General features: G+C 69.4%; 25 protein-coding genes. 11 read left to right on the forward strand and 14 right to left on the reverse strand.

The window, feature by feature from the left end:
* Positions 1–337: 337 nt before the first annotated feature.
* Positions 338–1,414, reverse strand: a complete 1,077-nt coding sequence (locus AC07NS_RS22970; RefSeq protein WP_494607044.1) for a L,D-transpeptidase family protein — start codon at positions 1,412–1,414, stop codon at positions 338–340.
* Positions 1,415–1,489: 75 nt separating this feature from the next.
* Between AC07NS_RS22970 and AC07NS_RS22975 the strand changes: the two genes are divergently transcribed.
* Complete coding sequence (locus tag AC07NS_RS22975; RefSeq protein WP_494607046.1) at positions 1,490–2,614, forward strand: D-alanyl-D-alanine carboxypeptidase family protein; 1,125 nt, start codon at positions 1,490–1,492, stop codon at positions 2,612–2,614.
* Positions 2,601–3,281: an arylesterase gene (locus tag AC07NS_RS22980; RefSeq protein ID WP_494607048.1), complete on the forward strand. Its 681-nt coding sequence runs from the start codon at positions 2,601–2,603 to the stop codon at positions 3,279–3,281. Before AC07NS_RS22975 ends, AC07NS_RS22980 begins: the two co-directional genes overlap by 14 nt.
* A gap of 131 nt (positions 3,282–3,412) precedes the next feature.
* Here the strand turns inward: AC07NS_RS22980 and AC07NS_RS22985 are convergent, their stop codons facing one another.
* On the reverse strand, positions 3,413–4,522 hold the full coding sequence (locus AC07NS_RS22985) for a YeiH family protein (RefSeq protein ID WP_494607050.1): 1,110 nt from the start codon (positions 4,520–4,522) through the stop codon (positions 3,413–3,415).
* A 200-nt stretch (positions 4,523–4,722) separates the two neighbouring features.
* Positions 4,723–5,328, reverse strand: a complete 606-nt coding sequence (locus tag AC07NS_RS22990) for a TetR/AcrR family transcriptional regulator (RefSeq protein WP_494607052.1) — start codon at positions 5,326–5,328, stop codon at positions 4,723–4,725.
* A gap of 124 nt (positions 5,329–5,452) precedes the next feature.
* On the opposite strand from AC07NS_RS22990, the gene AC07NS_RS22995 reads away from it, so the two are divergent.
* Positions 5,453–6,775, forward strand: coding sequence for an oxygenase MpaB family protein (locus AC07NS_RS22995; RefSeq protein ID WP_494607054.1), 1,323 nt, complete (start codon positions 5,453–5,455; stop codon positions 6,773–6,775).
* 165 nt (positions 6,776–6,940) lie between these two features.
* On the opposite strand, the gene AC07NS_RS23000 is transcribed toward AC07NS_RS22995, so the two are convergent.
* Entirely contained in the window at positions 6,941–7,144 is a 204-nt protein-coding gene (locus AC07NS_RS23000) for a hypothetical protein (protein ID WP_494607056.1), read from the reverse strand.
* A 75-nt stretch (positions 7,145–7,219) separates the two neighbouring features.
* Entirely contained in the window at positions 7,220–7,861 is a 642-nt protein-coding gene (locus AC07NS_RS23005; protein WP_494607058.1) for a TetR/AcrR family transcriptional regulator, read from the reverse strand.
* 90 nt (positions 7,862–7,951) lie between these two features.
* On the opposite strand from AC07NS_RS23005, the gene AC07NS_RS23010 reads away from it, so the two are divergent.
* The 3 genes from AC07NS_RS23010 to AC07NS_RS23020 all read left to right on the forward strand — a co-directional run bounded on the left by AC07NS_RS23010 (position 7,952) and on the right by AC07NS_RS23020 (position 13,965).
* Positions 7,952–9,049, forward strand: coding sequence for an efflux RND transporter periplasmic adaptor subunit (locus tag AC07NS_RS23010; RefSeq protein WP_494607060.1), 1,098 nt, complete (start codon positions 7,952–7,954; stop codon positions 9,047–9,049).
* A complete protein-coding gene (locus AC07NS_RS23015) occupies positions 9,046–12,165 on the forward strand; it encodes an efflux RND transporter permease subunit (protein WP_494607062.1) in 3,120 nt (1,039 codons plus the stop codon). The genes AC07NS_RS23010 and AC07NS_RS23015 overlap by 4 nt, the downstream gene beginning before the upstream one ends.
* A gap of 186 nt (positions 12,166–12,351) precedes the next feature.
* On the forward strand, positions 12,352–13,965 hold the full coding sequence (locus AC07NS_RS23020) for a carboxylesterase/lipase family protein (protein WP_494607064.1): 1,614 nt from the start codon (positions 12,352–12,354) through the stop codon (positions 13,963–13,965).
* A 175-nt stretch (positions 13,966–14,140) separates the two neighbouring features.
* On the opposite strand, the gene AC07NS_RS23025 is transcribed toward AC07NS_RS23020, so the two are convergent.
* Positions 14,141–14,545: a globin domain-containing protein gene (locus AC07NS_RS23025; RefSeq protein ID WP_494607066.1), complete on the reverse strand. Its 405-nt coding sequence runs from the start codon at positions 14,543–14,545 to the stop codon at positions 14,141–14,143.
* Between the two features lie 134 nt (positions 14,546–14,679).
* Entirely contained in the window at positions 14,680–15,846 is a 1,167-nt protein-coding gene (carA, locus tag AC07NS_RS23030; protein ID WP_494607068.1) for a glutamine-hydrolyzing carbamoyl-phosphate synthase small subunit, read from the reverse strand.
* A gap of 244 nt (positions 15,847–16,090) precedes the next feature.
* Here carA and AC07NS_RS23035 point away from each other — a divergent pair, with 244 nt between their 5' ends.
* The 4 genes from AC07NS_RS23035 to AC07NS_RS23050 all read left to right on the forward strand — a co-directional run bounded on the left by AC07NS_RS23035 (position 16,091) and on the right by AC07NS_RS23050 (position 18,325).
* On the forward strand, positions 16,091–16,390 hold the full coding sequence (locus tag AC07NS_RS23035) for a DUF1272 domain-containing protein (RefSeq protein WP_494607070.1): 300 nt from the start codon (positions 16,091–16,093) through the stop codon (positions 16,388–16,390).
* Between the two features lie 104 nt (positions 16,391–16,494).
* A complete protein-coding gene (locus AC07NS_RS23040) occupies positions 16,495–16,656 on the forward strand; it encodes a hypothetical protein (protein WP_487289136.1) in 162 nt (53 codons plus the stop codon).
* A gap of 82 nt (positions 16,657–16,738) precedes the next feature.
* Positions 16,739–17,605: a dienelactone hydrolase family protein gene (locus AC07NS_RS23045; protein WP_494607072.1), complete on the forward strand. Its 867-nt coding sequence runs from the start codon at positions 16,739–16,741 to the stop codon at positions 17,603–17,605.
* Between the two features lie 15 nt (positions 17,606–17,620).
* On the forward strand, positions 17,621–18,325 hold the full coding sequence (locus AC07NS_RS23050) for an HAD family hydrolase (RefSeq protein WP_494607074.1): 705 nt from the start codon (positions 17,621–17,623) through the stop codon (positions 18,323–18,325).
* A gap of 139 nt (positions 18,326–18,464) precedes the next feature.
* Here the strand turns inward: AC07NS_RS23050 and AC07NS_RS23055 are convergent, their stop codons facing one another.
* The 7 genes from AC07NS_RS23055 to AC07NS_RS23085 form a co-directional block, all read right to left on the reverse strand.
* Complete coding sequence (locus AC07NS_RS23055; RefSeq protein ID WP_494607076.1) at positions 18,465–19,577, reverse strand: acyltransferase family protein; 1,113 nt, start codon at positions 19,575–19,577, stop codon at positions 18,465–18,467.
* A 31-nt stretch (positions 19,578–19,608) separates the two neighbouring features.
* Positions 19,609–19,983 carry a VanZ family protein gene (locus AC07NS_RS23060; protein ID WP_494607078.1) on the reverse strand — a complete coding sequence of 125 codons (375 nt, stop codon included), beginning with the start codon at positions 19,981–19,983 and terminating at the stop codon, positions 19,609–19,611.
* A 305-nt stretch (positions 19,984–20,288) separates the two neighbouring features.
* Complete coding sequence (gene serA, locus AC07NS_RS23065; RefSeq protein ID WP_494607080.1) at positions 20,289–21,866, reverse strand: phosphoglycerate dehydrogenase; 1,578 nt, start codon at positions 21,864–21,866, stop codon at positions 20,289–20,291.
* A gap of 62 nt (positions 21,867–21,928) precedes the next feature.
* Positions 21,929–22,408, reverse strand: a complete 480-nt coding sequence (locus tag AC07NS_RS23070) for a hypothetical protein (RefSeq protein WP_494607082.1) — start codon at positions 22,406–22,408, stop codon at positions 21,929–21,931.
* Positions 22,409–22,413: 5 nt separating this feature from the next.
* Positions 22,414–23,589, reverse strand: a complete 1,176-nt coding sequence (locus AC07NS_RS23075; RefSeq protein ID WP_494607084.1) for a phosphoserine transaminase — start codon at positions 23,587–23,589, stop codon at positions 22,414–22,416.
* A 147-nt stretch (positions 23,590–23,736) separates the two neighbouring features.
* The gene (locus AC07NS_RS23080) at positions 23,737–24,162 is read right to left on the reverse strand and encodes a hypothetical protein (protein WP_487289129.1); all 426 of its coding nucleotides are present in this window, start codon (positions 24,160–24,162) and stop codon (positions 23,737–23,739) included.
* 60 nt (positions 24,163–24,222) lie between these two features.
* The gene (locus AC07NS_RS23085) at positions 24,223–24,528 is read right to left on the reverse strand and encodes a hypothetical protein (protein WP_494607086.1); all 306 of its coding nucleotides are present in this window, start codon (positions 24,526–24,528) and stop codon (positions 24,223–24,225) included.
* 206 nt (positions 24,529–24,734) lie between these two features.
* Between AC07NS_RS23085 and AC07NS_RS23090 the strand changes: the two genes are divergently transcribed.
* Positions 24,735–26,612 (forward strand): ATP-binding protein, encoded by a 1,878-nt coding sequence (locus AC07NS_RS23090; RefSeq protein WP_494607087.1) that lies wholly within the window; start codon positions 24,735–24,737, stop codon positions 26,610–26,612.
* Positions 26,613–26,626: the final 14 nt, after the last annotated feature.

The following is a 26,626-nucleotide window of genomic DNA, read 5'->3' on the forward strand; positions in this document are numbered from 1 at the left end:
GGCGTTAAGAGCGCCGCCGCCCGGGAAGCCGGCAGCCAAACGACCGCGCGGAGCGTCTTGGCTTCGTCGAAACGGTACACACAACAGCACCTCCGGGCGTGGCCCGGGCGCTCCGCTCTCCTTCGACAACTCAGCGGTTTCACCGCGTGAGATCGAGAGGTCATGCGCTCAAGGAACCTCCCCCTGTGGGGGAGGCGGCCGAAGGCCGGTGGGGGGCCGTTTTCAGCTTTCTAGGCGTCGGACGATATCCCATCGCCTCCCCCCACCGATCGCTGCGCGATCGCCTCCCCCACAAGGGGAGGTTCCTCGGGGCCGCGGCCTTCCCGCAAGAGATGCCCTATTCCCCCCTCGCCTCCTCGCCCAGGAACCGCACCTTGGCCCCCTTCTCCACCGCCGCCCCCAACTGCTGCGCGTCCCAGTTGGTCAGGCGCACGCAGCCGTGCGAGGCGCGCTTGTTGACCAGTTTCGGATCGGGCGTGCCGTGGATGCCGTAGGTGTCCTTGGTCAGGTCGATCCAGGTCGAGCCGACCGGATTGTTCGGCCCGGCCTTGATGGTCAGCTTGCCCTTGGGCTTGCCGAAGGTCAGGCGCGAGGGGTCGTAGGTGTAGGTCGGGCGCGGCGCCACGGTGCGCACCGCCCACTCGCCGCTGGGGGCCGGACGCTCGGTGCTGCCCACCGTGGCCGGATAGACCGCCAGCAGGTTGTCCTGGCCGTCATAGGCCCGCACCTGGCCGATCCCCTTGTCGATGTCGATCCGCGTCACCTTGGCCGGGAGTTCGCTCGGCCCCAGGGCCGCCACGGCGATGCGGGTCCCGGCCTTGCCGAAGTCGGCGCCGGGATTGAGGGCCTGCAGCAGCGCCTCGTCCATGTGGAAGCGCTCGGCCAGGGCCTCCAGCGGGCTGGTGTAGGCAAGCGCCGGCAGCCTGGCCATCGCCTCGTAGTCGTCCTTGGGGATCGTCTTGGCGTACGGCCCGTCCGCGTCCGCCTGCGTGATCACGTAGTCGGTCAGCACCTGGCCGCCGTCGGCCTCGATCAGCGCCTTCCACAGGTCGGGCGTCACCTCGCCATCGACCGTGAGACCCTGCGCCTGCTGGAAGGCCTCGATGGCCAGCCTCAGGTTCGTGCCGGTCACCCCGTCGATCGATCCCGGCGAGAAGCGGGCCCGGTCGAGCAGCACCTGCACCCGCACGAGGGACGGCGCGATCATCGACGGATCGGCCGGCGGCGCGGTCTGCGGGCCGGCCGCCTCGACGGCCTGGGCCAGGGGCGAGCGGTCGGCCGGGACGGCCTTCGGCGACGAAGGGGCCTGGGCCGTCGCGGGCGGCGGCGCCTCGGCCTTCCGCTCCCCGCGCGAGCAGGCCGCCGCCAGGACGCATCCGGCCAGCAGGGCCGCGAGACGAAGGGTCGAAGGCATCGCATACTCCACGCACGAGGAACGTCTTGCAGGTCTCAAGCCTTGAGCCATGGCGAAGTTCCGGAGGCGGTGCGCTTGGCGGCTCGATGGCGACGGGGGACGAGGGAACGGCGGCGCGGCCGGCGACTGGGCGCGATCCTGCTCGTCCTGCTGCTGGCCGGCTGCGTGGGAGGCGGGGCCTGGCTGCTGTGGCCGACCGACGCTCCGCCGCCCCCGCAGACCCCGACCGGCGACGGCGCCGACGAGCCGATCACGGCCGCCCCGCAATACGTGCCCTCCAACGATCCGCCCGCCGCGCCGCTCGCGCCCCTGCCGCTGGACGAGACCTGCGAGGCTTCCGCCCCGCCCGGCGCGGCCCAGGCCAACGCCGACAGCCTCAACACCATGAGCTGGGCGCCGTTCGGCCGGCAGGAGGTCGGCTGGACGATCTACGCCCCGCGCATCGGCGCCGAACTGGCTACCGCCTGCGGCCCTGGCACGACCCGTTTCGCCGGCGCCCTGGCCGGCTGGCAGGCGGCCCACCGCCTGACGCCCACCGGCGTGCTCGATGCGGCGACCTTCGACGTCATGAAGACCCGCTGGACCCTGGCCCGCCCCTTCGCGGCCATCAACGCCCGCGGCGAATGCCCCAACGCCCCCGCCCTCTCGGGTCTCTCTGCCGCGCGCTCCGACGAGGTCTATGGAAGCAAGCCGGCCTATCTGCGGCCCGGCGCGCTCGACGCCTATCGCCGGATGGTCGAGGCCGCCCGCAAGGACGGCGTGGTCTCGGCCCGCGACCCGCGCGTGCTGACCATCTTCTCCAGCTTCCGCGACCCGGCCGCCGACGCCGCCCGCTGCGCCCGCGACAACAACTGCCAGGGCGTCAGCCGCACCATCTGCTCGGCCCACCGCACGGGCCTGGCCGTCGACCTCTTCGTCGCCGCCGCCCCCGGCTACGGCCCCGACTCCAGCGCCGACGACAACCGCCGCTTCATGGCCCGGTCGGACGTCTATCGCTGGCTGGTGGTCAACGCCGGCCGCTTCGGCTTCGTCAACTACGTGTTCGAGCCCTGGCACTGGGAATGGACGGGCGAGCCGCCCCTGCCCGGCGTGCCGATCTCAAGCCTGCCTCAAGAAGGATCACAACCTCTCGATCAGGGGGCACCCGCGCCTCAACCCGGACAGAAAGTCTCCCCAACTAAGAAGCATGAAGTTCGCTGACGCTCACATACCCGGCCGGCGCGAGATCTTGGCCGGCCTCTTCGCCCTCCCCGCCAGCTCGGTCCTGGCGGCGCCCCGCGTGGCCGCCCCGCCGCGCCCGCCGGTCGTCACCGTGCTGGGCGACTCGATCACCGCCGGCCTTGGCGTGCGTCCCGGCGAGGCGATGCCGGCCCGTCTCCAGGCGGCCCTGGCCGCGCGCGGCGTGAGCGTCCAGGTCCGCGCGGCCGGCCGCAACGGCGACACCAGCGCCGGGGGTCTGGCTCGCCTCGAAGGCGCTCTGGGCAACGACACCGCCCTCTGCGTCGTGGCCCTGGGCGGCAACGACCTGCTGCAAGGGCTGCGCCCCGAGGCCACCCGGGCCAACCTGCGCGCCATCCTCACCCGCCTGCGCGAGCGGCGCATTCCCGCCGTCCTGGCCGGCGTCAACGCCCCGGCCCTGCTCGGCGCCGACTACGCCCGCCGCTTCAACGCCGTCTACACCGACCTCGCCCGCGACTTCTCCACGCCGCTGCTGCCCAACCTCCTGGCCGGCATCGGCGGCTCGCGCCGCTACATGCAGAACGACGGCATCCACCCCAATGCGGAAGGCGCAAGGGTGATCGCGGCCAACCTCGCGCCGGTCGTGGCCCAGGCCCTGGCGCGGGGGACGGTGGTGGCGGTGCGATAGATGCTCCCCCCGAAGGGGGAGCTGTCGCAAAGCGACTGAGGGGAAGTGACTGCTCAGCCAGCAACCACCTCAACATCAGAAGGGACTTCCCCCTCCGGCCCTCCGGGCCACCTCCCCCTTCAGGGGGAGGGTCACAAAAAGAACTCCACCGCCACCAGCACCACCCCGGCGATCCAGGCCGTCTCCACGACCATCAGCGCCACGGGCCGCCAGCCGGCGGTCATCACGTCCTTGAACGAGGTCTTCATGCCCAGGCCCGCGATCGCCGTGACCAGGCACCAACGGCTGATCTCCGCCGCGCCGTCGACCGCGACCTTCGGCAGCCAGCCCAGGCTGTTCACCGCCACCAGCGCCGCGAAGGCCGCCAGGAACAGCGGCAGTTGCGGCTTGGCGCCCGTCCCGCCGCCCGGCAGCATCCGCGCCGCCAGGAAGGCGATCGTGAACACCACCGGCAGCAGCATCGAGACGCGCAGCAGCTTCACATAGGTCGCCACGTCGCCGGTATGCGGCGAGATCATGTAGCCGGCCCCGACCACCTGGGCGACGTCGTGGATGGTGCCGCCCAGGAACACCCCGGCCTTGGTCTGGTCCAGATGCAGGGCCGCCGTCAGCAGCGGATAGGTGATCATGGCGATAGTCGACAGGGCCGTGACCACCACCACCGTCAGGATCGTGTCGCGCTCGCCATCCTTGTCGCGCGGCAGGACGGACGCGATGGCCAGGGCCGCCGAGGCCCCGCAGATGCCGACCGCCCCGCCCGACAGCACGCCGAAGCCCTGCCGCAGGCCCATGCGCTTGGACAGGAACGCCCCCAACAGGATCGTCGAGACGACCGCCACGATCACCGTGACGATCGGGGTGAGGCCCAGGCTCAGGATCTGCCCCGCCGTGATCCGCGCCCCCAGCAGGGCGACGCCGAACCGCAGTATGGCCTTGGACGAGAACTCGATGCCCGGAACGCAGCGCCCCTCCTCGTGCAGGAAATGGAAGGTCATCCCCAGCAGCAGCGAGAACAGCATCACCGGCGCGCCGTAATGCTGGGCGAGCCAGGTCGAGGCCAGGGCGATAGTCCCGGCCACCAGCACGCCGGGATAGAGCTTGATCAGCGCCGCCTGGCCGGGGAACCGCTCGCTGGCCTTGGCGGCGGGCGCGGGCTCGGGGCGCGACAGGCCCTCCATGCCTTCCAGCGATTGGAACAGCGCCCGCGCGGCGGCCGCGTCGGTGTCGAGATCGGAATTCATCGCCAGGCCCTTTGACGAGTCGCCATGCCGACGACGCCTTCGTCTGGGCTCTGATGGCCGGGATGGCAAGTCGCCCAAGACCCTCCCCCTGAAGGGGGAGGTGTCGGCGAAGCCGACGGAGGGGGATGTGATTGCTGAGGTCTGGGCTAGCGAACGCCAGCAGGGACTTCCCCCTCCGACCCTCCGGGCCACCTCCCCCTTCAGGGGGAGGATCTTCGGAGAGCCACCAGCGCCGAGATATAAGCCTCCATCAGCCGCACCAGCTCGTCCTCCAGGGCCTGCGGATCCAGCGCCAGACCCGGTTCGGCGGCCGCCGCGCGCAGCAGGCCGACGGCGGCGTGGGTGAGGACGAAGGCCGACTCCGGGGTCAGGTCGATCTGCAGTCGGGCCTTGCCGGCGATCGAGGCCAGGAACGCCTGGTGATGCTCTTCCAGCACCGCGTCGCCGCGATGGAACATGGCCCCCAGCAGCGCTTGGCGCGTGGCCGGCGAGCCCTCGAAGCCGTTCATCAGCGCCCGCACGATCGGCCGCACGCTACCCAGGTCCGGCCGCTCGATCAGGGTCTGTGCGATCGCGTCGCGCACGGCGCTAGTTCGCCGCTGGGCCAGGGCCGCCAGTATGTCCTGCTTGTCGGCGAAGTACTGATAGACCGTGCCGACGCTGACCCCCGCCCGTTCGGCCACGTGATTGGTGGTCAGGCGCTCGGGCCCGCCGCTCTCCAGAAGCTGAAAGGCCGCGTCGAGAATGGCGTCCACCGTGGCCTGGGCGCGCCCCTGGCTCGGCGCTCTGCGTTGTTTTTCAGCCACTTGCGAAGCCTCCCGACGCCCTCGCCCCGCCCGAAGACAAGGCGAGTAGGAACATGAGCAATGCTTACATACGCTTGAGACCGAGAACAGGTCCGTCCCTCGCGGCGGATCGGAAGGAGCCCAGATGATCCGTCCCATCGAAGACGTCCGCGCCCGCGTCGCCTCGCAGAAGACCCTGCTGCCGGGCTTCTACGGCCAGATCGATTTCGACCTGACGCCCGAGCGCTTCACCGAGGACCCCGGCCTCGCCGTCGCCCGCGATCGCAACCCGCTGGGCGTTTCCGTCACCCAGGACGATCTCGACCGCGTGCGGGCCTACACCATGCTGGGCGACATCGTCGCCGACGCCTATGCCGCCCTCATTCCCCAGTACGGCTTTCGCAAGCTGATCGACATGCTGGTCGCGGCCTGCGAGCGCGGGATCGAGGCCGTGCCTGACGCGCCGCCGGAACTGGCCGCCTTCATCGCCGAGATGCGGGCCACGCCCGACTGGATCGACATGGACCTGGTGCGCGAGGGCCAGCGGCTCGACCGCAACGCCGCCGCGCACCTTGGCCCCTTCGCCGTGCGCGGGGCCTTCGTGGCCACCTTCCTCAACAAGTATTCGGCCCTGCCGATGGCCCTGACCGGAACCTTGGGCGCCGAAACGGCCGCCAAGCGGGTCAACGAGACGGCCGCCTTCTTCACCACCACCATCCTGCCGGGCGCGCTGGAGCCGGGCGGCGAGGGCTTCAAGGCCGCCGCCATGGTGCGGCTGATGCACTCGATGGTGCGCTTCAACGCCCTGCGCTCGGGCCGCTGGGACAGCGCGGTCTACGGCGTGCCGATCCCGCAGGTCGACCAGATGCCGGCCGGCCTGATCCCGATCTTCCTGATGTCGTTCCAGATGCTGCGCAAGGGCCGCCGCCAGTTCACGCCCGCCGAACGGGCCAAGGTCGAGCTGGCCCGCTACCGTTGCTTTCTGCTGGGCCTGCCGGAGGACCTGCTGGCCGACACGCCCGAGGGCGTGGTGCGGATGATGACCGCCCGCGACAGCACCCTGCGCCGAGGCTTCGACGACGAGACCTGCGGCGCGCTGATCCGCGCCACCCTCGACGCCTATCTGCCGCCCGACGAGAGCCCGGCCAACCGCCTGCACGACCGCATCGAGCGCCGCTTCGCCAAGGCCTTCTTCCTGCGCCACTTCCTGCGCGGCGACCGCAAGCGCGCGGCGAGCATGGGCATCGAGGTGGGGCCGGTCGACGAGGCGGTGTTCATCGTCGTGGCCCTGCTGGTCACCCTGCAGATGAAGGCCTTCGACCTGGCCGGCAAGACGCCGGTGGTCCGCCATCTGGCCGACGCGGCCCTGGTGCGCAGGATGCACGCTCTGCTCAAGCGCTACGGCCACGCCGAGTTCACGACCGACGCGGCCGCCTACCGGCCGACCAATGCGAGGGCGGCGGCCTGATCCCTCTCCCCTTGCGGGAGAGGGTGGCCCGCGAAGCGAGTCGGGTGAGGGGTCTAAAGCTCTGTCCGCCGCGATGGCGGTCAGACCGGGTGCGGCGTCAAAGGTCTGAGAGACCCCTCATCCGTCGGCTTCGCCGACACCTTCTCCCGCAAGGGGAGAAGGAAGTCAGTCGACGTCGTAGATGTCCTCGTTGACCGGCGCGTCGTCGTCGCCCGTCAGGGCGGTGTCGAGGCTGTCGATGATCTCGTCCATCTGCTCGGAGGTGATCGACACGTAGATGGCGTCGCCGCCGACGGCCGAGACCAGCAGGCGGTAGCCGTCTTCGGTTTCCTGCAGGGAGAAGGTTTCCAGGGGCTGCAGCTTGGCCATCGAGGCGTCTTTCGTCGGGAGAGTTCGGGAGCCCGCCGATGTAGGCCCGCGCCCGCCTCAGTTCAACGCGCGTCTTTAGGGGACGTCTTTCAAGGTCCCCCGCCGCAGCAGGGCGATGTGGCAGGCGATCAGCACCTCGCGCTCCACCCATGGGAAGTCGGCGCGGGCGATCAGCAGCGAAACCAGGCCGTGCAGCCCCGCCCACAGGGTCTGGGTCATGCGCTGGACGTCGTCGTCATGGGTCAGGCCCGCATTGCGCATCTCGCCCACGATTTCGGCGAAACGCTGGAAGGCCCCGATGCCGGCCATCATCGGCCGGTCGCCGACCCGCTCCTTGTAGGACCCGTCCAGGCCCTTCTCGACCATGAAGGCCACGCGATAGGCGTCGGGCTCCTGCAGGCCGAAATCGACATAGACCCGCAACGCCCGTTCGAAACATTCGGCCGTGGGCGTGAAACTGGCCCGCGCCTCTTCCATCCGCTCGACCAAGGTGGCGAAGGCCCGCACGCACAGCTCGGCGGTGATGTCGTCCTTGGTGGCGAAATAGGCGTAGAGGGCCGGCTGCGAGACGCCCGTGGCCTCGGCGATCTGGCGGGTCGAGACCGCGTGCAGACCCTTCTCGCTGAACAGCCGCAGGGCCGCGTCCAGGATCTCCTCGCGTCGTTCGGCGCCCTGTCCCTTGGGTTTTCGGGGGGAACGGATCTTCGGCGCGGTCATCGTCCCTCCTTTCCGCAGCGGGGCCGGCTTGACAACCCACAATAATCGATCAGTGATTACTTATCACCGATCGATGATAGGGGCGATAGCATGGACGGGGCGCGTGCTGGATACGGAGGCGTCGTCCTGCTCACGGCGCTGGCGACGGTCTCGGCTCTCGCTTTGGCGGCCTGCGGCGGCAAGGCGGCCGTGCCCGAGGCCGCCCCGCCGCCGGCGGTCGAGGCCGTCAGCGTCGGCGCTCCCGGCGCGGCCTCCGACCTGACCGCTTCCGGAACCTTGGAACGCCGTCGCGAAATGGCGCTGTCGTTCCGCATCCCCGGCGTGCTGACTCGCGTGACGGTCGAGGCCGGCGACAGCATCGGCGCCGGCCAGACCCTGGCCAGCATCGATCCTGCCGGGGTCGACGCCCGCCAGACCCAGGCCAGCGCCGACCTGGAACGCGCCCGCCGCGACGCCGAGCGGGCCCGCAAGCTCTACGCCTCGGGCTACGTCGCCAAGGCCCGGCTGGACGACGCCGAAAGCGCGCTGAAGGCGGCCCAGGCGGCCAACGCCGGCGCGGCCTTCGATAGGCGCTGGGCGCGGCTGGCCTCGCCAGTCTCCGGCGTCGTCCTGGCCCGCACCGCCCAGGCCGGCGAGGTCGTGGCGGCCGGCCAGACGGTGCTGACCGTCGCTGATCTTTCCAGCCCGCTCGTCCTGCGCCTGCCCCTGCCCGCCCGTGACGCCACGCGGGTCAGGGTCGGCTCCAGCGCCGCCATCACCGCCGACGCCCTGCCCGGCCAGACCCTGACCGGCGTCGTCACGCGCCTGGGCCAGGCCGCCGACGCCCGCACCGGCGCGGTGACGGTCGAGATCGAGGTCCAGGCCCGCCCCGAACTGAAGAGCGGCCAGATCGCCTCGGCCCGGCTCAGCGCCCCGGCCGCCGACGCCTCCGCCCGCGCCGAATTCGCCCGCATCCCGGCCGAGGCCCTGCTGGAGGCCTCCGGCGACAAGGCCGCCGTCCTTCGCCTCGACGGAGCCACCGCCCGTCGCACGCCGGTGCGGTTCGGCGGCTTCGACGGAGACGACGCCCTGGTCGCCGGCCTGCCCGTCGGCAGCCGGGTGATCACGGCCGGCGCCGGCTTCGTCTCCGACGGCGAGAAGGTCAGCGTCGTCGATCCCCGGGCCTTGGCCAAGGTCGCTGCACGATGAACCTCAACCTCGCCGCCTTCGCGGTCCGGCGCTGGCAGTTCACCATCGTCGCCTTCGGCCTGCTGGTGATGCTGGGCGTCAACGCCCTGATGACCGTGCCCCGGTCCGAGGACCCGCACTTCCCGATCCCGATCGTGCTGATCCGCGCCGTCCTGCCCGGGGCCGAGCCGGCCGAGATGGAGCAGTTGGTCGCCGATCCGATCGAGACGGCGGTCTATGGCCTGGACAGCATCGACAAGGTCGAGAGCACCAGCCTCGACGGCGCGGCGATCGTCCGCGTCTTCTTCACCTGGGACGTCGATCCCGAGCGGAAGTTCGACCAGGTGGTGCGCGAGGTGAACGCCATTCGCGGCAGCCTGCCCGCGGGCCTGCAACGGCTGGACATCGAGCGGGTGCGCACCACCGAGGTCGCCATCGTCCAGGTGGCCCTGGTCAGCGACAGCCTGCCCATGCGCCGCCTGGAGAAGGTCGCCGACCGTCTGTCCGAACGGCTCGACCGCGTCTCCGGCGTGCGCCAGACCCGCTACTACGGCGCCCCGGCATCCGAAGTGCGGGTGTCGCTGGACCTCGCGCGGCTGGCCGCCCTGAAACTCCCCGCCTCGGCTGTCGCCGACGCCCTGAAGTCGGCCGGGATCGAGGCGCCGATCGGCGCGGTCCAGGCCGGCGGCCGCCGCTTCAACGTCAAGTCCGGCGGGGCCTTCCGCTCGCTGGACACCGTCAGGAACACCCCCGTCCGCTCGCTCGACGGCCAGGTCGTGCGGGTGCGCGACGTCGCCGACGTCGCCTGGGCCCAGGAAGAGCCGACGCACCTGACCCGCTTCGACGGCAAGCGCGCCGTCTTCGTCGCCGTGACCCAGAAGGACGGCCAGGACGTCGGCCGCATCACCAAGTCGGTCGAGAAGGTGCTGGACGACTACGAGAAGGTGCTGCCGGCCGGGGTGAAGCTGGAGCGCGGCTTCGTCCAGGCCCACAATGTCGACCACCGCCTGAAGAACCTGTTCCGCGACTTCGCCGTGGCCCTGGTTTTGGTGCTGATCACCCTGCTGCCTCTCGGGCCGCGTGCGGGCCTGGTGGTGATGGTGTCGATCCCGCTTTCCCTGCTGATCGGCCTGTCGCTGATCCAGGCCTTCGGCTTCACCCTCAACCAGCTGACCATCGCCGGCTTCGTGCTGGCGCTCGGCCTGCTGGTCGACGACAGCATCGTCATCACCGAGAACATCGCCCGCCGGATCCGCGAGGGCGAGGAGCGCACCTCGGCGGCGATCAACGGCTCGGGCCAGATCGCCCTGGCGGTGATCGGCTGCACCGCCACCCTGATGCTGGCCTTCCTGCCGCTGATGGCCCTGCCGGCCGGCTCGGGCGCCTATATCCGCTCGCTGCCGGTGACGGTGCTGTGCACGGTGGGCGCCTCGCTCTTCGTGTCGCTGACCATCATCCCGTTCCTGGCCAGCCGGGTGCTCGACAAGCATTCCGATCCCGAGGGCAACCGCCTGCTCCAGGCGGTCAACGGCGTGATCCACACCGTCTATCGACCGGTCCTGCATCGGGCGCTGGCCCGGCCCTGGCTGGCCCTGGCGATCATGCTGGCCCTCTGCGCCACGGCCGTGCCGATGCTGAAGGCGGCCGGCTCCAGCCTGTTCCCCGCCGCCGAGACCCCGCAGTTCCTAGTGCGGGTGGTCACGCCCGACGGCTCGTCCCTGGCCCGCACCGACGCGGCCCTGCGCTATGTCGACCAGCGCCTGTCGCACGAGCCCGACATCGTCTGGCGCGCCGCCAACCTGGGGCGCGGCAATCCGCAGGTGTTCTACAACCAGTCCCAGCGCGAAAGCGCGGTCACCTACGCCGAGATGTTCGCCAGCCTCAAGGCCTGGGAACCGGGCAAGAGCGAGGCCCTGCTCGACCGTCTGCGCGCCGACTTCGCCCGCTATCCCGGCGCGCGGATCAGCGTCGAGGTGTTCGAGAACGGCCCGCCGATCGAAGCGCCCGTCGCCGTACGCATCACTGGCCGCGATCTCGGCGTGCTGAAGGCCCTTGCCGCCCGCGCCGAAGCCATCCTGAAGAGCACGCCGGGCACGCGCGACGTCGGCAATCCCGTGCGCCTGGACCGCACCGACCTCGACCTCGGCGTCGACGAGGCCAAGGCCGCCGCCCTGGGCGTGCCGGCCGGCGCGGCCCGCCGCGTGGCCCGTCTGGCCCTCTCCGGCGAGGAAACCGCCCGCTTCCGCGACGCAGACGGCGACGACTACGCGGTCAAGGTGCGCCTGCCGATGGAAGCCGTGGACGGCGCCGACCGCAACGCCCTCTCGGCCCTGTCCGGCGTCTACGTGCCCACCGCCGACGGCGAGGCGACGCCGTTGTCGGCGATCGCCGCGCCGAACCTGAAATCCAGCCCCGCCCGCATCGATCGCTTCGACCGCGAGCGGACGGTGACGGTCACCGCCTTCGTCCGCACCGGCTACCTGACCGACAACGTCACCAAGGACGTACTGGCGCGGCTGCAGAAGGAGCTGCCCATGCCCCCCGGCTACGCCCTGTCGCTAGGTGGCCAGGCCGAGGCTCAGTCGGAAAGCTTCGCCGGCTTGGGCGCTGCGGTGATGGTCGCCGTGTTCGGGATCCTGGCGGTGCTGGTGCTGGAGTTCCGCAAGTTCAAGACCGCCCTGGTCGTGGCCGGCATCATCCCGTTCGGGATCTTCGGGGCGATCGCGGCCCTTTGGCTGACCGGCAACTCGCTGTCGTTCACCGCCACGATCGGCCTGATCGCCCTCATCGGCATCGAGATCAAGAACTCGATCCTGCTGGTCGACTTCACCGAACAGCTGCGCCGCGAGGGCATGAACCTGCACGACGCCATCGAGAAGGCCGGCGAGGTGCGTTTCCTGCCCGTGCTGCTGACCTCGGCCACGGCGATCGGCGGGCTCATGCCCCTGGCCCTCGAACGCTCGGGCCTCTACTCGCCCCTGGCCATCGCCATCATCGGGGGCCTCGTGACCTCGACCGTGCTGTCGCGGGTGGCGACGCCGGTGATGTACTGGCTGACGGCGCGGGGGGAGGAATCTTCCCCTATCCCAGAGGGAGAGGGAGGGGCCCAGGCGGAGCCTGGAAGGGTGAGGGGTTAGGGACTGAAGACGGCGTGCCGGCACGACGGCCAACGACGTACACCCTCACCCTCCCACCGCTTCGCGGCGGGTCCCTCCCTCTCCCCACGGGAGAGGGTCTCCTTGTGCAAAATGACTTGCTACCGGTGTCATGTTTCGTGCTAGCCCTTGCGGCAAGCTCGTCAGAAGCACCGGGAGAAGACCAAGATGGATCGTCGCAGCCTGCTGCTGACCGCCGGAGCGGCGGCCGCCGCCAGCGCCCTTCCGGCTCACGCCAAGCCCTCCAGCCCCGCCCGCTCGCCGATCGTGACCACCGCCGCCGGCAAGGTGCGGGGCGCGACCACGGCCGACGGCGTTCACGTGTTCAAGGGCCTGCGCTACGGCGCCGACACCGGCGGGGCCAACCGCTTTTCCCCGCCCAGCAAGCCCCTGCCCTGGACCGGCGTCGCCGACGCCCTGGCCTATGGCGCAGCCTCGATGCAGACCGGCAAGGGCGAGGACGGCGAGACCCTCTCGGAAGACTGCCTGTTCCTCAACGTCTGGACGCCGGCAAAAGCCGGCAAGATCGGCCTCGCCGACGGCGGCAAGCGGCCGGTGATGTTCTACATCCACGGCGGCGCCTACAACGGCGGCTCCGGCGGCAGCCCCTGGTACGAGGGAACGAAGCTGGCCAAGCGCGGCGACGTGGTGGTGGTGACGGTCAATCACCGCCTGAACGCCTTCGGGTATCTGTATCTCGCCCGCCTGTTCGACGACCCCAGCGTCGCCGACAGCGGCAATGTCGGCCAGCTCGACCTCGTCCTGGCCCTGCAATGGGTGCGGGACAACATCGCGCAGTTCGGCGGCGATCCGGACCGGGTGATGCTGTTCGGCCAATCGGGCGGCGGGGCCAAGATCGCCACCCTGCTGGCCATGCCGGCCGCCAAGGGCCTGTTCCATCGCGCCGTGACCATGAGCGGCCAGCAGGTCACCGCCGGCGGCCCGTTCAACGCCACCAAGCGGGCCAAGCTGTTCCTGGAGAAGCTGGGGATCAACGACCTGGCCGCCTTGCGCGCCCTGCCCGCCGACCAGTTGCTGAACGGCCTGAAGGCCATCGACCCGGTGGCCGGCTCCGGCGGCGTCTATATGGGCCCCGTGCTCGACGAGCGGTCGCTGACCCGCCACCCGTTCTTCCCCGACGCCTCGCCGCTGGGCCTCGACGTGCCGCTGATCTGCGGCAACACCCATGACGAGACGCGCGGCTTCGCCGGCTGGGACCGCAAGGTGTTCGACATGACCTGGGAGCAGGTGATCGAGAAGCTGCCCGGCCAGTTCAACGCCCGCATCGACATCGACCCGGCTGCGGTGGTGGCGGCCTATCGCAAGATGTACCCGGACTATTCGCCGTCCGACGTCTATTTCGCCGCCTCGACCGCCGGCCGCTCTTGGAAGGCGGCGATCCTGCAGGCCGAGGCCCGCGCGGTCACCGCTGCGCCGGCGTGGGTCTACCAGGTCGACTGGAAGTCGCCGAAGGACGGCGGCGTCTGGGGCGCGCCCCACACCATCGACATCGGCCTGGTCTTCGGCACGCTGGACGCCAAGGGCTCGATCGTCGGGACCGGCCCGCGCAGCGAGGCGATGTCCAACACCATGATGGACGCCTTCGTCGCCTTCGCCCGCACCGGCGATCCCAACTGCGCGGCCATCCCCAAGTGGGAGCCCTACACCCTGCCCCGCCGCCAGACCCTGGTGTTCGACGACACCTCCCGCATGGCCGACGACCCGCGGGGCGGCGAGCGTGAGCTGTTCAACAAGGTCCCGTTCACGCAGTTCGGGACTTAGGTCCCCTCTCCCCTTGCGGGAGAGGGTGGCCTCCCGGAGGGAGGTCGGGTGAGGGGTCTCTCAAACCCCAAAGCCGCGTGCAGCGGTCAGGCCGGGCGAGGTGTCTGATGTTTGAGAGACCCCTCATCCGTCGGCTTCGCCGACACCTTCTCCCGCAAGGGGAGAAGGATCAGGCCTACGCCGCGACCTCGCCCTCTTCGTCGCCGTCCTCGTCGTCGAACTCGTCCTCGTCGGGACCGAGCGACTCGTCGCGCAAGATCTCGATCTGGTCGGCGACGTCGGCGATGGTTTCGTCGTCGACGCCGGCGGCTTCCAGGCCCGCGGCCAGGTGGCCGATGACCAGGTCGAGCTCGTCGTCCTCCAGGCTGTTGGCGCCCAGCCAGACGAAGGCCAGGTCCTGGTCGCCGCGGGCTTCGGCCGCGTCGGGATCGAGGGCGGCGGCGACGAAGGCGCGGGCGCCGGGGGCGATCTCACCGCCGAACAGGTCCTTCAGGCGCTCGTCGGCCTGGGCGCGGGCGAAGAAGTCGGCGATCACCGACTGGGCGGCGGCCTCGCCGCCGATGCGTTCATAGGCCGTCATGCCGTCCTCGCGGGAATTGGGGAACGGCGAAAACGTTAACACGGGCCGCGAAGGCCGTGCGTGAACCCTGGGCGATGGTTTCGTGACAGGACCGGAAACGAAAAACGCCCCGCCTTGCGGCGGGGCGTTTCGTCCTATTTCGCCTTGGCCATCAGATCGGCGAAGCGATCGAAGATGTAGAGGCTGTCGGTCGGGCCGGGCGAGGCTTCCGGGTGGTGCTGGACGCTGAACACCGGCTTGTCCTTCAGGGCGATGCCGGCGTTGGTGCCGTCGAACAGCGAGACGTGGGTCTCCTGCACCGGCTCGGGCAGGCTTTCGCTGTCCACGGTGAAGCCGTGGTTCATCGACACGATCTCGACCTTGCCCGTGGTCAGATCCTTGACCGGGTGGTTGGCGCCGTGGTGGCCCTGTTCCATCTTCACGGTCTTGGCGCCCAGGGCCAGGGCCAGCATCTGGTGGCCGAGGCAGATGCCGAACACCGGCTTGCCGCTGGCGACCAGCTTCTGGATTTCCGGCACGGCGTATTCGCCGGTCGCGGCCGGGTCGCCCGGACCGTTGCTCAGCAGCACGCCGTCCGGGTTGCGGGCAAGAATCTCTTCGGCCGAGGTGCTGGCCGGAACGACCGTGGCGCGGGCGCCCACGTGAGCCAGCGAGCGCAGGATGTTGCGCTTCACGCCGTAGTCGATGACGACCACTTCGTACTTGGGCTTGTCGAGCTTGGCGTAGCCTTCCGGCCACGACCACAGGCCCTCGTCCCAGGTGAAGGTCTGGGTGGTGGAGGCGTCCTTGGCCAAATCGAGGCCGACCACGCCCGACCAGTCGCGGGCCTTGGCCTTCAGGGCGTCGAGGTCGAACTTGCCTTCGGGCGAGTGGGCGATGACGCCGTGCGGCATGCCCGTCTCGCGGATCTTGCGGGTCAGGGCGCGGGTGTCGACGCCGGCCAGGCCGACGACGCCGCGGCGCTGCATCCAGCCGTCGAAGTCGCTGTTGGCGCGCCAGTTGGCCGGATCGGTCGGGACGTCGCGGAAGATCGCGCCGCGGGCGGCCGTCTCGGCCACGCCGGTGACCTGCTCGACGTCTTCGCTGTTGGTGCCGACATTGCCGACGTGCGGGAAGGTGAAGGCCACGATCTGGGCCATGTAGGACGGGTCGGTCAGGATTTCCTGGTAACCGGTCATGGCGGTGTTGAAGCACACCTCGCCGACCGCATCGCCGACCGCGCCGCAGCCGACGCCTTGCAGCACCGTGCCGTCAGCCAGAACCAGAACGCCAGTAACGCCGGGGAGAAGGTCTTGGGACATCTCGAGAAGCGCCTCCAGAACGCATGGTCATTTTCGCAAAAAGGCGGGCCGGGGAGAACCCCGCCCGCCTGCGCAAACGGCGGCGTGTTTAGGGACCTTGGGAGGGGGGGTCAACCCCCTGGATCACGCGTTTTCCCGTCGCTCGCCACATTACCGTGATCGACGAAGACGCCCCCTCGCGCGCGCAGCCCTCAAGCCCTTATGGTGCGGGGCTTCAACGCATAAGAACACGGGAGGACGGCCCATGCTCGAACTGCGCCCCAATTGCGAGTGCTGCGACCGCGACCTGCCGCCCCAGAGCGGAGAGGCCCGCATCTGCACCTTCGAATGCACCTTCTGCATCGACTGCGCCGACAGCCGATTCCAGGGCGTCTGTCCCAATTGCGAGGGCGACCTGGCCCCCCGGCCGATCCGACCCGACAGCAAGCTGCACCGCTTTCCCGCCTCGCTGCGGCGGGTCAACAAGGCCCACGCCGTCTGCGCCAAACCGCCCCCGCGCCCGCCCCTGGACGACTGGCCGAGCGGGCATGGTGTGACCCATTAGGCGCACCCTGGTTCAATCGGTCGCATGCCTGGATCGTTCGGCGGTTCACGGTCGTTAACTCGTCAGGCCCCACAAGCTTGGGCGTAAACGAGGAGACCAGAGCCATGACCGTCGCCGTCCACGATCGCACCGTCGCCGCCCCGCGCGCGTCGAAGATCGCCTGGTCGCGCCTCCCCGGTCAGAGCCTGGCGGGTCAGGCCCTCGGCCTGGTGCTGAGCGCCGGCATCGTCGCCAGCGGCGCCCTATTCGTAATCCTCAGCTTCTGAACTTAAACGGGTCCGACTGATTGCCTTCGGGCTCAGGTCGTGCACCGTGCGGGCGCCTCTCAGTTGCGAAGGAGCCCGTTCGATGTGCGACGACGACATCCACCAAGGCCTTGTCCATGACCCGCGCGTCTCGCGCCGCGCCTTCGGCCTGATGACGGCCGCGGCCGGCGGCCTGGTCGCCACCGCCGCCCGCGCGGACGACAAGGTCGTGGAGACCGACGTCGTCATCAAGACGCCCGACGGCGAGGCCGACGCGGCCCTGTTCAAGCCGGCCGGCAAGGGCAAATGGCCCGCCGTGCTGATCTGGCCCGATGTGATGAGCCTGCGCCCGGTGTTCCGCGACATGGGCCGCCGCCTGGCCGCCCAGGGCTATGTCGTGCTGGTCCCCAACCTCTATTACCGGGTCAAGAAGGCGCCGGTGGTCGAGGGAACGTTCAACTTCGCCAACCCCGACGACCGCGCCAAGATCACGCCGCTGCGCGCCACCGTGACGCCCGAGGGCACCGACAAGGACGCCCTGGCCTATGTCGCCTTCCTCGACGCCCAGAAGGAGACGGACAAGGGCAAGAAGATCGGCGTGCAGGGCTACTGCATGGGCGGTCCGCTGGCCTTCCGCACGGCCGCCGCCGCGCCAGGCCGCATCGCCGCCGTCGCCAGCTTCCACGGCGGGGGCCTGGTCACCGACCAGCCGACCAGCCCGCACCTGCTGATCCCCAAGACCCACGCCGAGTTCCTGATCGAGATCGCCGACAACGACGACCAGAAGGAGCCGGAGACCAAGGACAAGCTGAAGGCTGCCTTCGCCGAAGCCAAGCGCCCGGCCAAGGTCGAGGTCTTCGCCGGCGCCGCCCACGGTTGGACGGTCAAAGGCAGCCAAGTCTACAACGAGACCGCCGCCGAAACGGCCTGGGCCAACCTGCTGGACCTCTACAAGCGAACCCTGGGGTGATGTAGATCAGGAGGCATGAGCCTCATCACTACGGTCGGCGTCGACGCCGACGACACCCTCTGGCACTGCGAGACGCTGTTTCGCCTCTCTCACAAGCGGTTCGTCGAACTGCTGTCGGAGTTCGGCGACGAGGAGCGGATCAACGCCCAGCTGGCCGTGACCGAGAAGAAGAACCTTCGGGTCTACGGCTACGGGGCCAAGGGCTTCACCCTGTCGATGATCGAGACCGCGCTGGACCTGACGGACGGCGCGGTCTCCACCCGGGTGATCCGCGAGATCCTGGCCGTAGGCCGCGAGATGCTGACCGAGCCGGTCGAGCCCCTGCCCGGCGTCGAGAAGGCCCTGGCCGAGCTTTCCAAGCGCTACCGCCTGATCCTGATCACCAAGGGCGACCTGCTGCACCAGGAGCAGAAGCTGGCCGCCTCCGGGCTGGGCGATCTGTTCGCGGCCGTCGAGATCGTTTCGGAGAAGGACGCGGGCACCTATCGCCGGGTGTTCGAGCGCTACGGCACGGGCGCGCACCAGGCGCTGATGGCCGGCAACTCGATGCGGTCCGACATCCTGCCGGCGCTCGAGGCCGGGGCCTGGGGGGCCCTGATCCCCTACCCGCTGGTCTGGGCGCATGAGGCGGCCGAAGCGCCGGTCGGGCATGACCGGTATGTCGAGCTGGCCTCGATCGCGGAGCTGCCGGCGTTCGTGGATCACGTTTCGAAGAACTGACCTTCTCCCACCTCCCAACCCTTCTCCCATGGGGAGAAGGAGGGGCCCGCCGCGCAGCGGTGGGAGGATGAGGGGGTAAGGCGTTTAAGGGTGTAACCCCTCACCCTCCCACCGCTGCGCGGCGGGCCCCTCCCTCTCCCTATGGGAGAGGTTTCTTGGGAGCGGCCTTCCCCCACCTTGCGATCGCGTCCCGCGCCGGCTTCTCGAAATACATCAGCGACGCATAGCTCACCGGGATCAGCGCCAGGCCCCAGGCCAGGCACCACAGACGCATGACGTCGCCGGTCAGGTGCAGCATGCCAAGCCCCACCCAGTTCAGGGCGATCTTCAGCACGATCGGGTGGAGCATGTAGACCGAGTAGGAAAGCTGCCCCCACGGGGCCAGCCAGCGCACCACGGGACCGGGCTTGGCCGGCGCATTGTCGGCCGCCACGCCAAGCAGGCCGACGGCGTAGCAGACGAACAGCAGGATGCTCCGGTCCAGCTGCACGGCCGCACCGGCCACGAAGGCGACGCACGACCCGAAGAACCACCACCGCGCGCCCGGTAGCCGGCTCAGCCATCCGCGGATGTCGTAGGCGATCATGCCGATCATGAAGCCCGGCGCGGCGCGGGCGATCCCGAAGTCGGCGGTCCACATGTGGAAGGGCTGGTTGGCGGCGGGAACGAACAGCGGAACGGCGAACAGCGCCGCCAGGATCACTGCCGTCGCCAGGGTCAGCCACGCCGTCCCCCGTCCCGCCAGCCACAGCAGCACCGGCAGGATCAGGTACATCGCCCACTCGGCGCTGATCGACCAGCTGACGAAGTTGAAGGTCTGGGCCCGGCAGATGCCGAAGGCCTGCAGGTTCAGCAGGTTGGGCACGACGCAGGCCGGGTCGTAGCGGCTGGGGTCGCGGTCGTTGACCAGTCCCAGCACGCCGGCGATGGCGATGACGATGAACACGCCCAGGGTCAGCCAGTGCAGCGGCATCAGCCGCGCCACCCGCTTCTGCAGGAACCAGCGGAAGTCCGACACGGTGCGGATCCGGCCCGTGTAGACGGCGCTGATCACGTAGCCGGAGATGACGAAGAACAGGTCGACGAGCAGGCTGAAGCTCTTGACCGTGTCGTCCACCGCCTGCCAGCGGCCGTCGATGTTGATGAACCGGTTGAAGTGGAAGACGACGATCAGCACCGCCCCCAGCGCCCGAAGGGCGTCCAGGTGCAGCATGTCGTCGGAATCGGTCTTGAGCGGCGGAAACGGTTTCACGCCGCAGTGGTGAGCGCCCCTTTGGAGACGGTCAAGCTCGGCCGGCCGGCAGCTTGCGACGGATCACGCCCACCACGCTGTAGGCATAGGCCGCCGACACCCCGCAGAAGTCGGCGATCAGGTCGCCGAACGACATGTCGCGGCCCACGAAGTGCTGCACGATCTCGATCAGCGCGCCGAACGCCACCAGCACCGCCCCGATCCGCCACAGCCGGCTCTTGGGCATGGCCAGGCACCCCAGCACGGCCAGGACGTAGAAGACGATGAAGTGCTTGGCCTTGTCCCACGGGATCAGCCCGACGCTGTCGTCGCCGGGCGTGACCGCCTTCCAGAAGGCGTAGGCGGCGGCCGCCACGAACACGGCGAAGGCCAGCCAGTTGATCTTGCGCTTGAAGCTGCGGGACATCAGGGCTCCTGGAGAGACGCGAGCCCTGCCCTAGCCGCTCACCTGGGGCTTGAAAATGGCGGCGACGCCTGTCCGCCTATTCTTGTCGGGCTCTGCACGCGATCTGCATCCGCGTGGCGCAACCGTCCCGTCTACTTGCAACCGCCTCCCCCGCCCCTGTGGCGAGGGTCCGTGCCAAAAACAGCTCAGACCTCGACCGCCTGGTCGAGGTCTGAGCGGCTGAACGATGGATCCTGGGCACAAGGCCCAGGAAGGCAGGAAAAGAGCGGTGGACGGAAAGAGCCCCATCCACCGCCAATTCACCCTTAGAAGGTCAGCGCGCGGGCTTCCTTCACGTGCGGCAAGGCCTGGATCTTGGCCAGCAGCTCTTCGCTCGGAGCCTGGTCGACGCCCACGAGGGCGATGGCGTCCTCGTCGGCCGAGACGCGGCCCAGGTTGAAGGTGGCGATGTTCACGCCCGCTTCGCCCAGCAGCATGCCCAGCGCGCCGATGAAGCCCGGCTTGTCGAGGTTGTTGATGTAGAGCATGGCCGGCGAGAAGCCCGCGTCCAGCTCCATGCCCTTGACCTCGATGACGCGCGGGGCGCCGGCGATCACCGTGCCGGCGAAGGCGCGCTTGCCCTTCTCGGTGGTGATGGTCACGCGCAGCAGCGAGTCGTAGGTCGGGCTCTTTTCCTGGCGGCTCTCGGAGACGGTGATGCCGCGCTCCTTGGCCACGGCGGGCGCCGAGACCATGTTGATCTCGGCCAGCATCGGCTTCAGCACGCCGGCGAGAGCCGCCGAGGTCAGCGGCTTGACGTTCAGGGCGGCGACTTCACCTTCGAAAGCGATGTCGATGGCCTTGATGCCGAAGTCGACCATCTGGCCGGCCAGGGCGCCGATCTTCTCGGCCAGGGCCACGAACGGCTTCAGCTTCGGGGCTTCCTCGGCGCTGACCGAGGGGCTGTTCAGGGCGTTGGTGACGGCGCCGGTCAGCAGGTAGTCGCTGACCTGCTCGGCCACCTGCAGGGCCACGTTTTCCTGGGCTTCCGAGGTCGAGGCGCCCAAGTGCGGGGTGGCCACCACCTTGTCCGAACCGAACAGCGGGTTTTCCTTGGCCGGCTCGGTGACGAACACGTCGAAGGCGGCGCCGCCCACGTGGCCGTCGTCCAGCAGCTTGCGCAGGGCGACTTCGTCGACCAGGCCGCCGCGGGCGCAGTTGACGATCAGCACGCCCTTCTTGGTCTTGGCCAGGTTCTCGGCCGACAGGATGTTGCGGGTCTTGTCGGTCAGCGGGGTGTGCAGGGTGATGACGTCGGCGCGGGCCAGCAGCTCTTCCAGCTCGACCTTCTCGACGCCCATTTCAATCGCACGCTCGGGCGACAGGAAGGGGTCGTAGGCGACGACCTTCATCTTCAGGCCCAGGGCGCGGTCGGCGACGATGCCGCCGATGTTGCCGGCGCCGATCAGGCCCAGGGTCTTGGCGTAGAGCTCCACGCCCATGAAGCGGTTCTTTTCCCACTTGCCGGCCTGGGTGCTGGCGTCGGCGGCCGGCAGTTGGCGGGCCAGGGCGAACATCATGGCGATGGCGTGCTCGGCCGTGGTGATCGAGTTGCCGAACGGGGTGTTCATCACCACCACGCCCTTGGCGGTGGCGGCCGGGATGTCGACGTTGTCGACGCCGATGCCGGCGCGGGCGATGACCTGCAGCTTGTTGGCGGCGGCGATCACATCCTTGTCGAGCTTGGCGCCCGAGCGGATGGCGATGCCGTCATAGTCGCCGATGACGGCGATCAGCTCGTCCTTGGACAGGCCGACCTTGATGTCGAAGTCGACGCCGCGGTTCTTGAAGATGTCGACGGCGGCGGGGGAAAGCTTGTCGGCGATGAGGACGCGAGGAGCCATGGGCTGAGTTCCTTGATCGGTGGCGGCCGGTCGGGCCGCGATGTCTGTCTTGAAAGCCGCGCTCAGCGGAGCCAGCGCAGCATGTGCGGGAAGGGAGGGACGCCGCGTTCGGCCGCCAGGCGGGGCTCGACGCAGAGGCCGTAGTACTGGAGCAGCGGCACGCCGATGGCGCCGCCCGACGCGAAGGTCTCGGCCAGCCAGGCCGCCTCGCCCTTGTAGCCTTCCGGATGGAAGACCACGGCGGGATCCAGACCCAGATGGGTCAGGGCCGCCCAGGACCAGGCCAGCGTGGCCATTTCCTCGCCGTCGGTGGGCTCGAGCCGTTCGGCCTGGCGGCTTTCGGGCTCGGTGACGGCGATGTGGCCGGCTTCGTGCAGGATGTCGCCGGGATGGGCCAGGCGCCGCTCGTCGACCACCAACCCACCGAACCGGATGTCCAGACCCGGCAGGAAGGTGTCGTCGGGCAGCTCGCCCACCCTCACGTCGATGCCGAGGCCGATCACGAAATCGGTCAGGCGCTGCGTGAGGGGGTCGGCGAACACCAGCGTCAGGCCGCTTGCAGGACCGCCGCCTTGGTTTCCGAGAAGGCCCAGTCGAGCCACGGGGTCAGGGCTTCGAGATCCGAGGCCTCGACCGTGGCGCCGCACCAGATGCGCAGGCCGGCCGGAGCGTCGCGGTAGCCGCCGATGTCGAGGGCCGCGCCCTCCTTCTCGAGCAGGCTGGCCAGCTTCTTGGCGAAGTCGGCCTGAGCGTCGGCCGGCAGGGCGGCGATCTCGGCGTCGACCACCTTCAGGCACACCGAGGTGTTGGAGCGGATTTCCGGCGAAGCGGCCAGGAAGTCGACCCAGGCGGTCTTCTCGACCCAGTCGGCCAGCACCTTGAGGTTCTGGTCGGCGCGGCCCTGCATGGCCTGCAGGCCGCCGATCGAGGCGCCCCATTGCAGGGCGTCCAGGGCGTCTTCCACGCACAGCATCGACGGGGTGTTGATCGTCGCGCCCTCGAACAGGTCGAGCGTGACCTTGCCGTTCTTGGTCATGCGGAACAGCTTCGGCATCGGCCAGGCCGGCACGTAGCTTTCCAGGCGGGCCACGGCGCGCGGCGACAGGATCAGGATCCCGTGCGCGCCCTCGCCGCCCAGCGCCTTCTGCCAGGAGAAGGTCACGACATCGAGCTTGGTCCAGTCCAGGTCCTGAGCGAAGGCGGCGCTGGTGGCGTCGCAGATGGTGATGCCTTCACGGTCGGCCGAGATGAAGTCGGCGTTGGGCACGCGCACGCCCGAGGTCGTGCCGTTCCAGGTGAAGACCAGATCCTTGGCCGGATCGACCTTGGCGGTGTCGGGCAGCTCGCCGTACGGGGCGCTCAGCACCTCGACGTCGGGCAGCTTCAGTTGCTTGGTGACGTCCGTGACCCAGTCCTTGCCGAAGGACTCGAAGGCCAGGAGTTGCACGGGGCGGGCGCCCAGCATCGACCACATCGCCATCTCGACGGCGCCGGTGTCCGAACCGGGGACGATGCCGATCAGGAAGTCGGCGGGCACTTCGAGCACGTCGCGCGTCTGGTCGATGGCGGCCTTCAGGCGCGCCTTGCCCAGCTTGGAGCGGTGCGAGCGGCCCAGGACCGCGTTCCTCAGATTTTCGGGGGACCAGCCGGGGCGCTTGGCGCAGGGGCCGGAAGAGAACTCGGGGCGAGCCGGACGGATTGCCGGCTTGGCGAGGGTAGTCATGGCGATGTCTCCCATCCTTACAGATGGACTGCGCCCCGTTGGGGGGGCGTGGCCCGCCGGCGAAAAACCCCGTTTTCGATCGGAAGGCAAGAGCCATTTTCTGGAATTTTATTCCGCTGGGCGCGACCGATCGTCCGCGCTCGGCAATTATTTTGCAGAACGCGCCTTTCGGCGCCAGGCCAGGATCGTGCCCAGCAGGATGCAGGCCAGCACCCCGATCGTGTTGATGTTGTTGACCATCTTGTAGAGGTTGTCGTGCGCCTTCTCGGCCACGAGGTAATAGGCGTGCAGGCTGAACTGCACCGCCTGCAGCAACATCGCCACGCCCAGCCAGGCGCTGACGAAACGCATGGCCAGCAGCAGGAACACCACCGCCAGGGCCGCGTCGTCGATCAGCAGAATCACCGGCTGGATCGCCGGCGGCAGCAGCAGGTGGATGGCCGAAACGCCGACGCTGCCGATCACCACCGCCAGGGCGGCCAGCCGTTCGGCCTTACCACCCTTCGCCCACGCGAGCGCCGCCAGCGCGATGATCGCGCCCCATATGACGACGGCGATGAGGTTTCCAAACATGCGCAAGGCCCCTAACGCAAATTAGGGGCCTTGCTAAGTTAAAGTCTTGCAACTTCGCCGTCAGGCGACGCCGCGCAGGTCCGTCGACTTCTGACCGGTGGTCGTGACGTTGTCTTCCTTGACTTCCACACCCGCGAGCTTGGTGCGGATACCCACGCGGAGTTTCACTTCGCTGAGCTCGTTGTGCATGCCGACCATGGCGCTGCGGGCTTCTCCCAGCGCGGCCAGGGCCTCGACCAGCTTCGCGCTGGCCTTGTCGCCGACGACGGCCGACAGACCAAGGTCCTTACGGGCCTTCAGCATGTCCGACATCAGTTCGGCGGCGTTCACCATCGCCGCATCGACGGCGTTTTCGGTCGCGAACAACTTGTTGGCGACACGTTGAGCAACAAACACTTTTTCCACGTACCCGACTCCTCCAGAGAACCGAGTCAAAAGGTAAACGAATCATTAATGTCGCCGCAATCGAAAATGCGCCCTAGCGTTGTTTTGTCGCGACTGCACCTGGGGCTGGAAGCGAAGCGTTAGGAACCTGCCGGCAAAATGCCCGTGTTTGACCTGCCGGAAGGCCCATGGACGATACGAGGCACATCTCCGAAACTTCGGCTCACGCGCCTCTACAGGCGCGAATCGCCGGCGTTGCGCTGGGCACGACGATCGCCGCCCTTACGGCCGCATGCCTGTGCTTCATGCTCCAGCAGTGGAGCGTCGCCCGCCAGGAAGCCCGCGAGAACCACCGCGTCCTGGCCGAGATGGTCGCCGCTGGCGCCGCCTCCTCTCTCGCCGACCACAACGCCGCCGGCGCCAGCCGCGCCCTCGACGCCGTCATCAAGGCCCCGCACGTGGCCGGCGCCCGCCTCACCGACGTCTCGGGCCAGGTCGTGGCCCGCATCGGCGTCGAGAACGAAGACAATGTCGAGACCCTGACCCGTCCGGTGACCCTGTCGGGCCGCAAGGTCGGCGAACTGTCGCTGGTGGCGCGCCAGCCGAGTCTGGTCGAGATCCTGGCCCGCGACCTCGCCCTGACCGGCGCTCTCTTCTTCGGCGCCGCCGGCCTGGCCATCCTTCTGGCCAACAGCCTGGCCCGGCGGATGACCAAGCCGATGCAGCGGCTGTCGGACGCCATGCACGACATGGCCCAGGGCGGCCGCTACAGCCCCGTCCAGCAGGCCAGCGACGACGACGTCTTCCACAGCCTGACCGACAGCTTCAACCACCTGGTGGCCCGCCTCGAGGCCAACGACCACGACCTGCGCTCGGCCATGGGCGAACTGGTCAAGGCCCGCGACGACGCCAACGCCGCCAACGTGCTGAAGTCGCACTTCCTGGCCAATATGAGCCATGAGATCCGCACGCCCCTGAACGGCGTGCTGGCCATGACCGAAGTGATGGCCATGGACGACCTGTCGTCCAAGCAGCGCGAGCGCCTGTCGGTGATCCGCGAGTCGGGCGGCCTGCTGCTGGCCGTGCTCAACGACGTGCTCGACCTGTCGAAGATCGAGGCCGGCCGCCTGGAGCTGGTCGAGCGCGACTTCGACCTTTCCGCCCTCGCCTCCTCGCTGCGCGAGACCTTCGTCGACCAGGCCCGCGACAAGGGCCTGGACTTCGGCGTCATGGTCGCCCCCGAGGCCCTGGGCGGCTGGCACGGCGACGTGGATCGCCTGCGCCAGATCCTCAACAACCTGGTGTCCAACGCCCTGAAGTTCACGCTGGAAGGCGCGGTCTCGGTCCGCTTCGCCTCGGCCGAGGACGGCTCGGGCCTGCGCATCGACGTCACCGACACCGGCATCGGCATCGCCGCCGACATCCTGCCGCGCCTGTTCGACAAGTTCGTCCAGGCCGACAGCTCGACCACCCGCCGCTTCGGCGGCTCGGGCCTGGGCCTGTCGATCTGCCGCGAGCTGGCCGCCGTCATGGGCGGGGGCATCCACGTGCAGAGCCGCGAAGGCCAGGGTTCGACCTTCACCGTCGTCGTGGCCATGCCGCGCGGCGAGGGCGAGATCGCCCAGGCCGCTCCGGTCGACGAGCCGTCCGACGCCGCCGCCGGCCGCCGCCTGCGCGTGCTGGCCGCCGACGACAACCTGACCAACCAGAAGGTCATCGCCGCCGTCCTGGCCCCTCTGGGTGCCGAGGTGGCGCTGGTCGCCGACGGCGCGGCCTGCGTCGAGGCCTGGCGCGCCGGCGGGCACGACGTGATCCTTATGGACATCCACATGCCGGTGATGGACGGCGTCGAGGCCGCCCGCACCATCCGTTCGCTGGAAGCCGCCGAGGGCCGTCCGCGCACCCCGATCGTGGCGGTCACCGCCAACGCCCTGGTCCACCAGGTCGAGGGCTATCTGGCCGCCGGCATGGACGGCCACGTGGCCAAACCGATCGAGGTCACCAAGCTCTACGCCGCCATCGAGGACGCCGTGGCCGCCGCGGCGCGCATGGCGGCCGCGGCTTAGGGTCCAACTTAGGA

The organism is Caulobacter sp. GW821-FHT10A10 (assembly GCF_059415745.1).

Coding starts and splice junctions, on each gene's coding strand:
- AC07NS_RS22970 (WP_494607044.1), bottom strand. CDS start 1,414: ATGCCTTCGACCCTTCGTCTCGCGGCCCTGCTGGCCGGATGCGTCCTG.
- AC07NS_RS22980 (WP_494607048.1), top strand. CDS start 2,601: ATGAAGTTCGCTGACGCTCACATACCCGGCCGGCGCGAGATCTTGGCC.
- AC07NS_RS22985 (WP_494607050.1), bottom strand. CDS start 4,522: ATGAATTCCGATCTCGACACCGACGCGGCCGCCGCGCGGGCGCTGTTC.
- AC07NS_RS22995 (WP_494607054.1), top strand. CDS start 5,453: ATGATCCGTCCCATCGAAGACGTCCGCGCCCGCGTCGCCTCGCAGAAG.
- AC07NS_RS23000 (WP_494607056.1), bottom strand. CDS start 7,144: ATGGCCAAGCTGCAGCCCCTGGAAACCTTCTCCCTGCAGGAAACCGAA.
- AC07NS_RS23005 (WP_494607058.1), bottom strand. CDS start 7,861: ATGACCGCGCCGAAGATCCGTTCCCCCCGAAAACCCAAGGGACAGGGC.
- AC07NS_RS23010 (WP_494607060.1), top strand. CDS start 7,952: ATGGACGGGGCGCGTGCTGGATACGGAGGCGTCGTCCTGCTCACGGCG.
- AC07NS_RS23015 (WP_494607062.1), top strand. CDS start 9,046: ATGAACCTCAACCTCGCCGCCTTCGCGGTCCGGCGCTGGCAGTTCACC.
- AC07NS_RS23020 (WP_494607064.1), top strand. CDS start 12,352: ATGGATCGTCGCAGCCTGCTGCTGACCGCCGGAGCGGCGGCCGCCGCC.
- AC07NS_RS23025 (WP_494607066.1), bottom strand. CDS start 14,545: ATGACGGCCTATGAACGCATCGGCGGCGAGGCCGCCGCCCAGTCGGTG.
- carA (WP_494607068.1), bottom strand. CDS start 15,846: ATGTCCCAAGACCTTCTCCCCGGCGTTACTGGCGTTCTGGTTCTGGCT.
- AC07NS_RS23035 (WP_494607070.1), top strand. CDS start 16,091: ATGCTCGAACTGCGCCCCAATTGCGAGTGCTGCGACCGCGACCTGCCG.
- AC07NS_RS23040 (WP_487289136.1), top strand. CDS start 16,495: ATGACCGTCGCCGTCCACGATCGCACCGTCGCCGCCCCGCGCGCGTCG.
- AC07NS_RS23045 (WP_494607072.1), top strand. CDS start 16,739: ATGTGCGACGACGACATCCACCAAGGCCTTGTCCATGACCCGCGCGTC.
- AC07NS_RS23050 (WP_494607074.1), top strand. CDS start 17,621: ATGAGCCTCATCACTACGGTCGGCGTCGACGCCGACGACACCCTCTGG.
- AC07NS_RS23060 (WP_494607078.1), bottom strand. CDS start 19,983: ATGTCCCGCAGCTTCAAGCGCAAGATCAACTGGCTGGCCTTCGCCGTG.
- serA (WP_494607080.1), bottom strand. CDS start 21,866: ATGGCTCCTCGCGTCCTCATCGCCGACAAGCTTTCCCCCGCCGCCGTC.
- AC07NS_RS23075 (WP_494607084.1), bottom strand. CDS start 23,589: ATGACTACCCTCGCCAAGCCGGCAATCCGTCCGGCTCGCCCCGAGTTC.
- AC07NS_RS23080 (WP_487289129.1), bottom strand. CDS start 24,162: ATGTTTGGAAACCTCATCGCCGTCGTCATATGGGGCGCGATCATCGCG.
- AC07NS_RS23090 (WP_494607087.1), top strand. CDS start 24,735: ATGGACGATACGAGGCACATCTCCGAAACTTCGGCTCACGCGCCTCTA.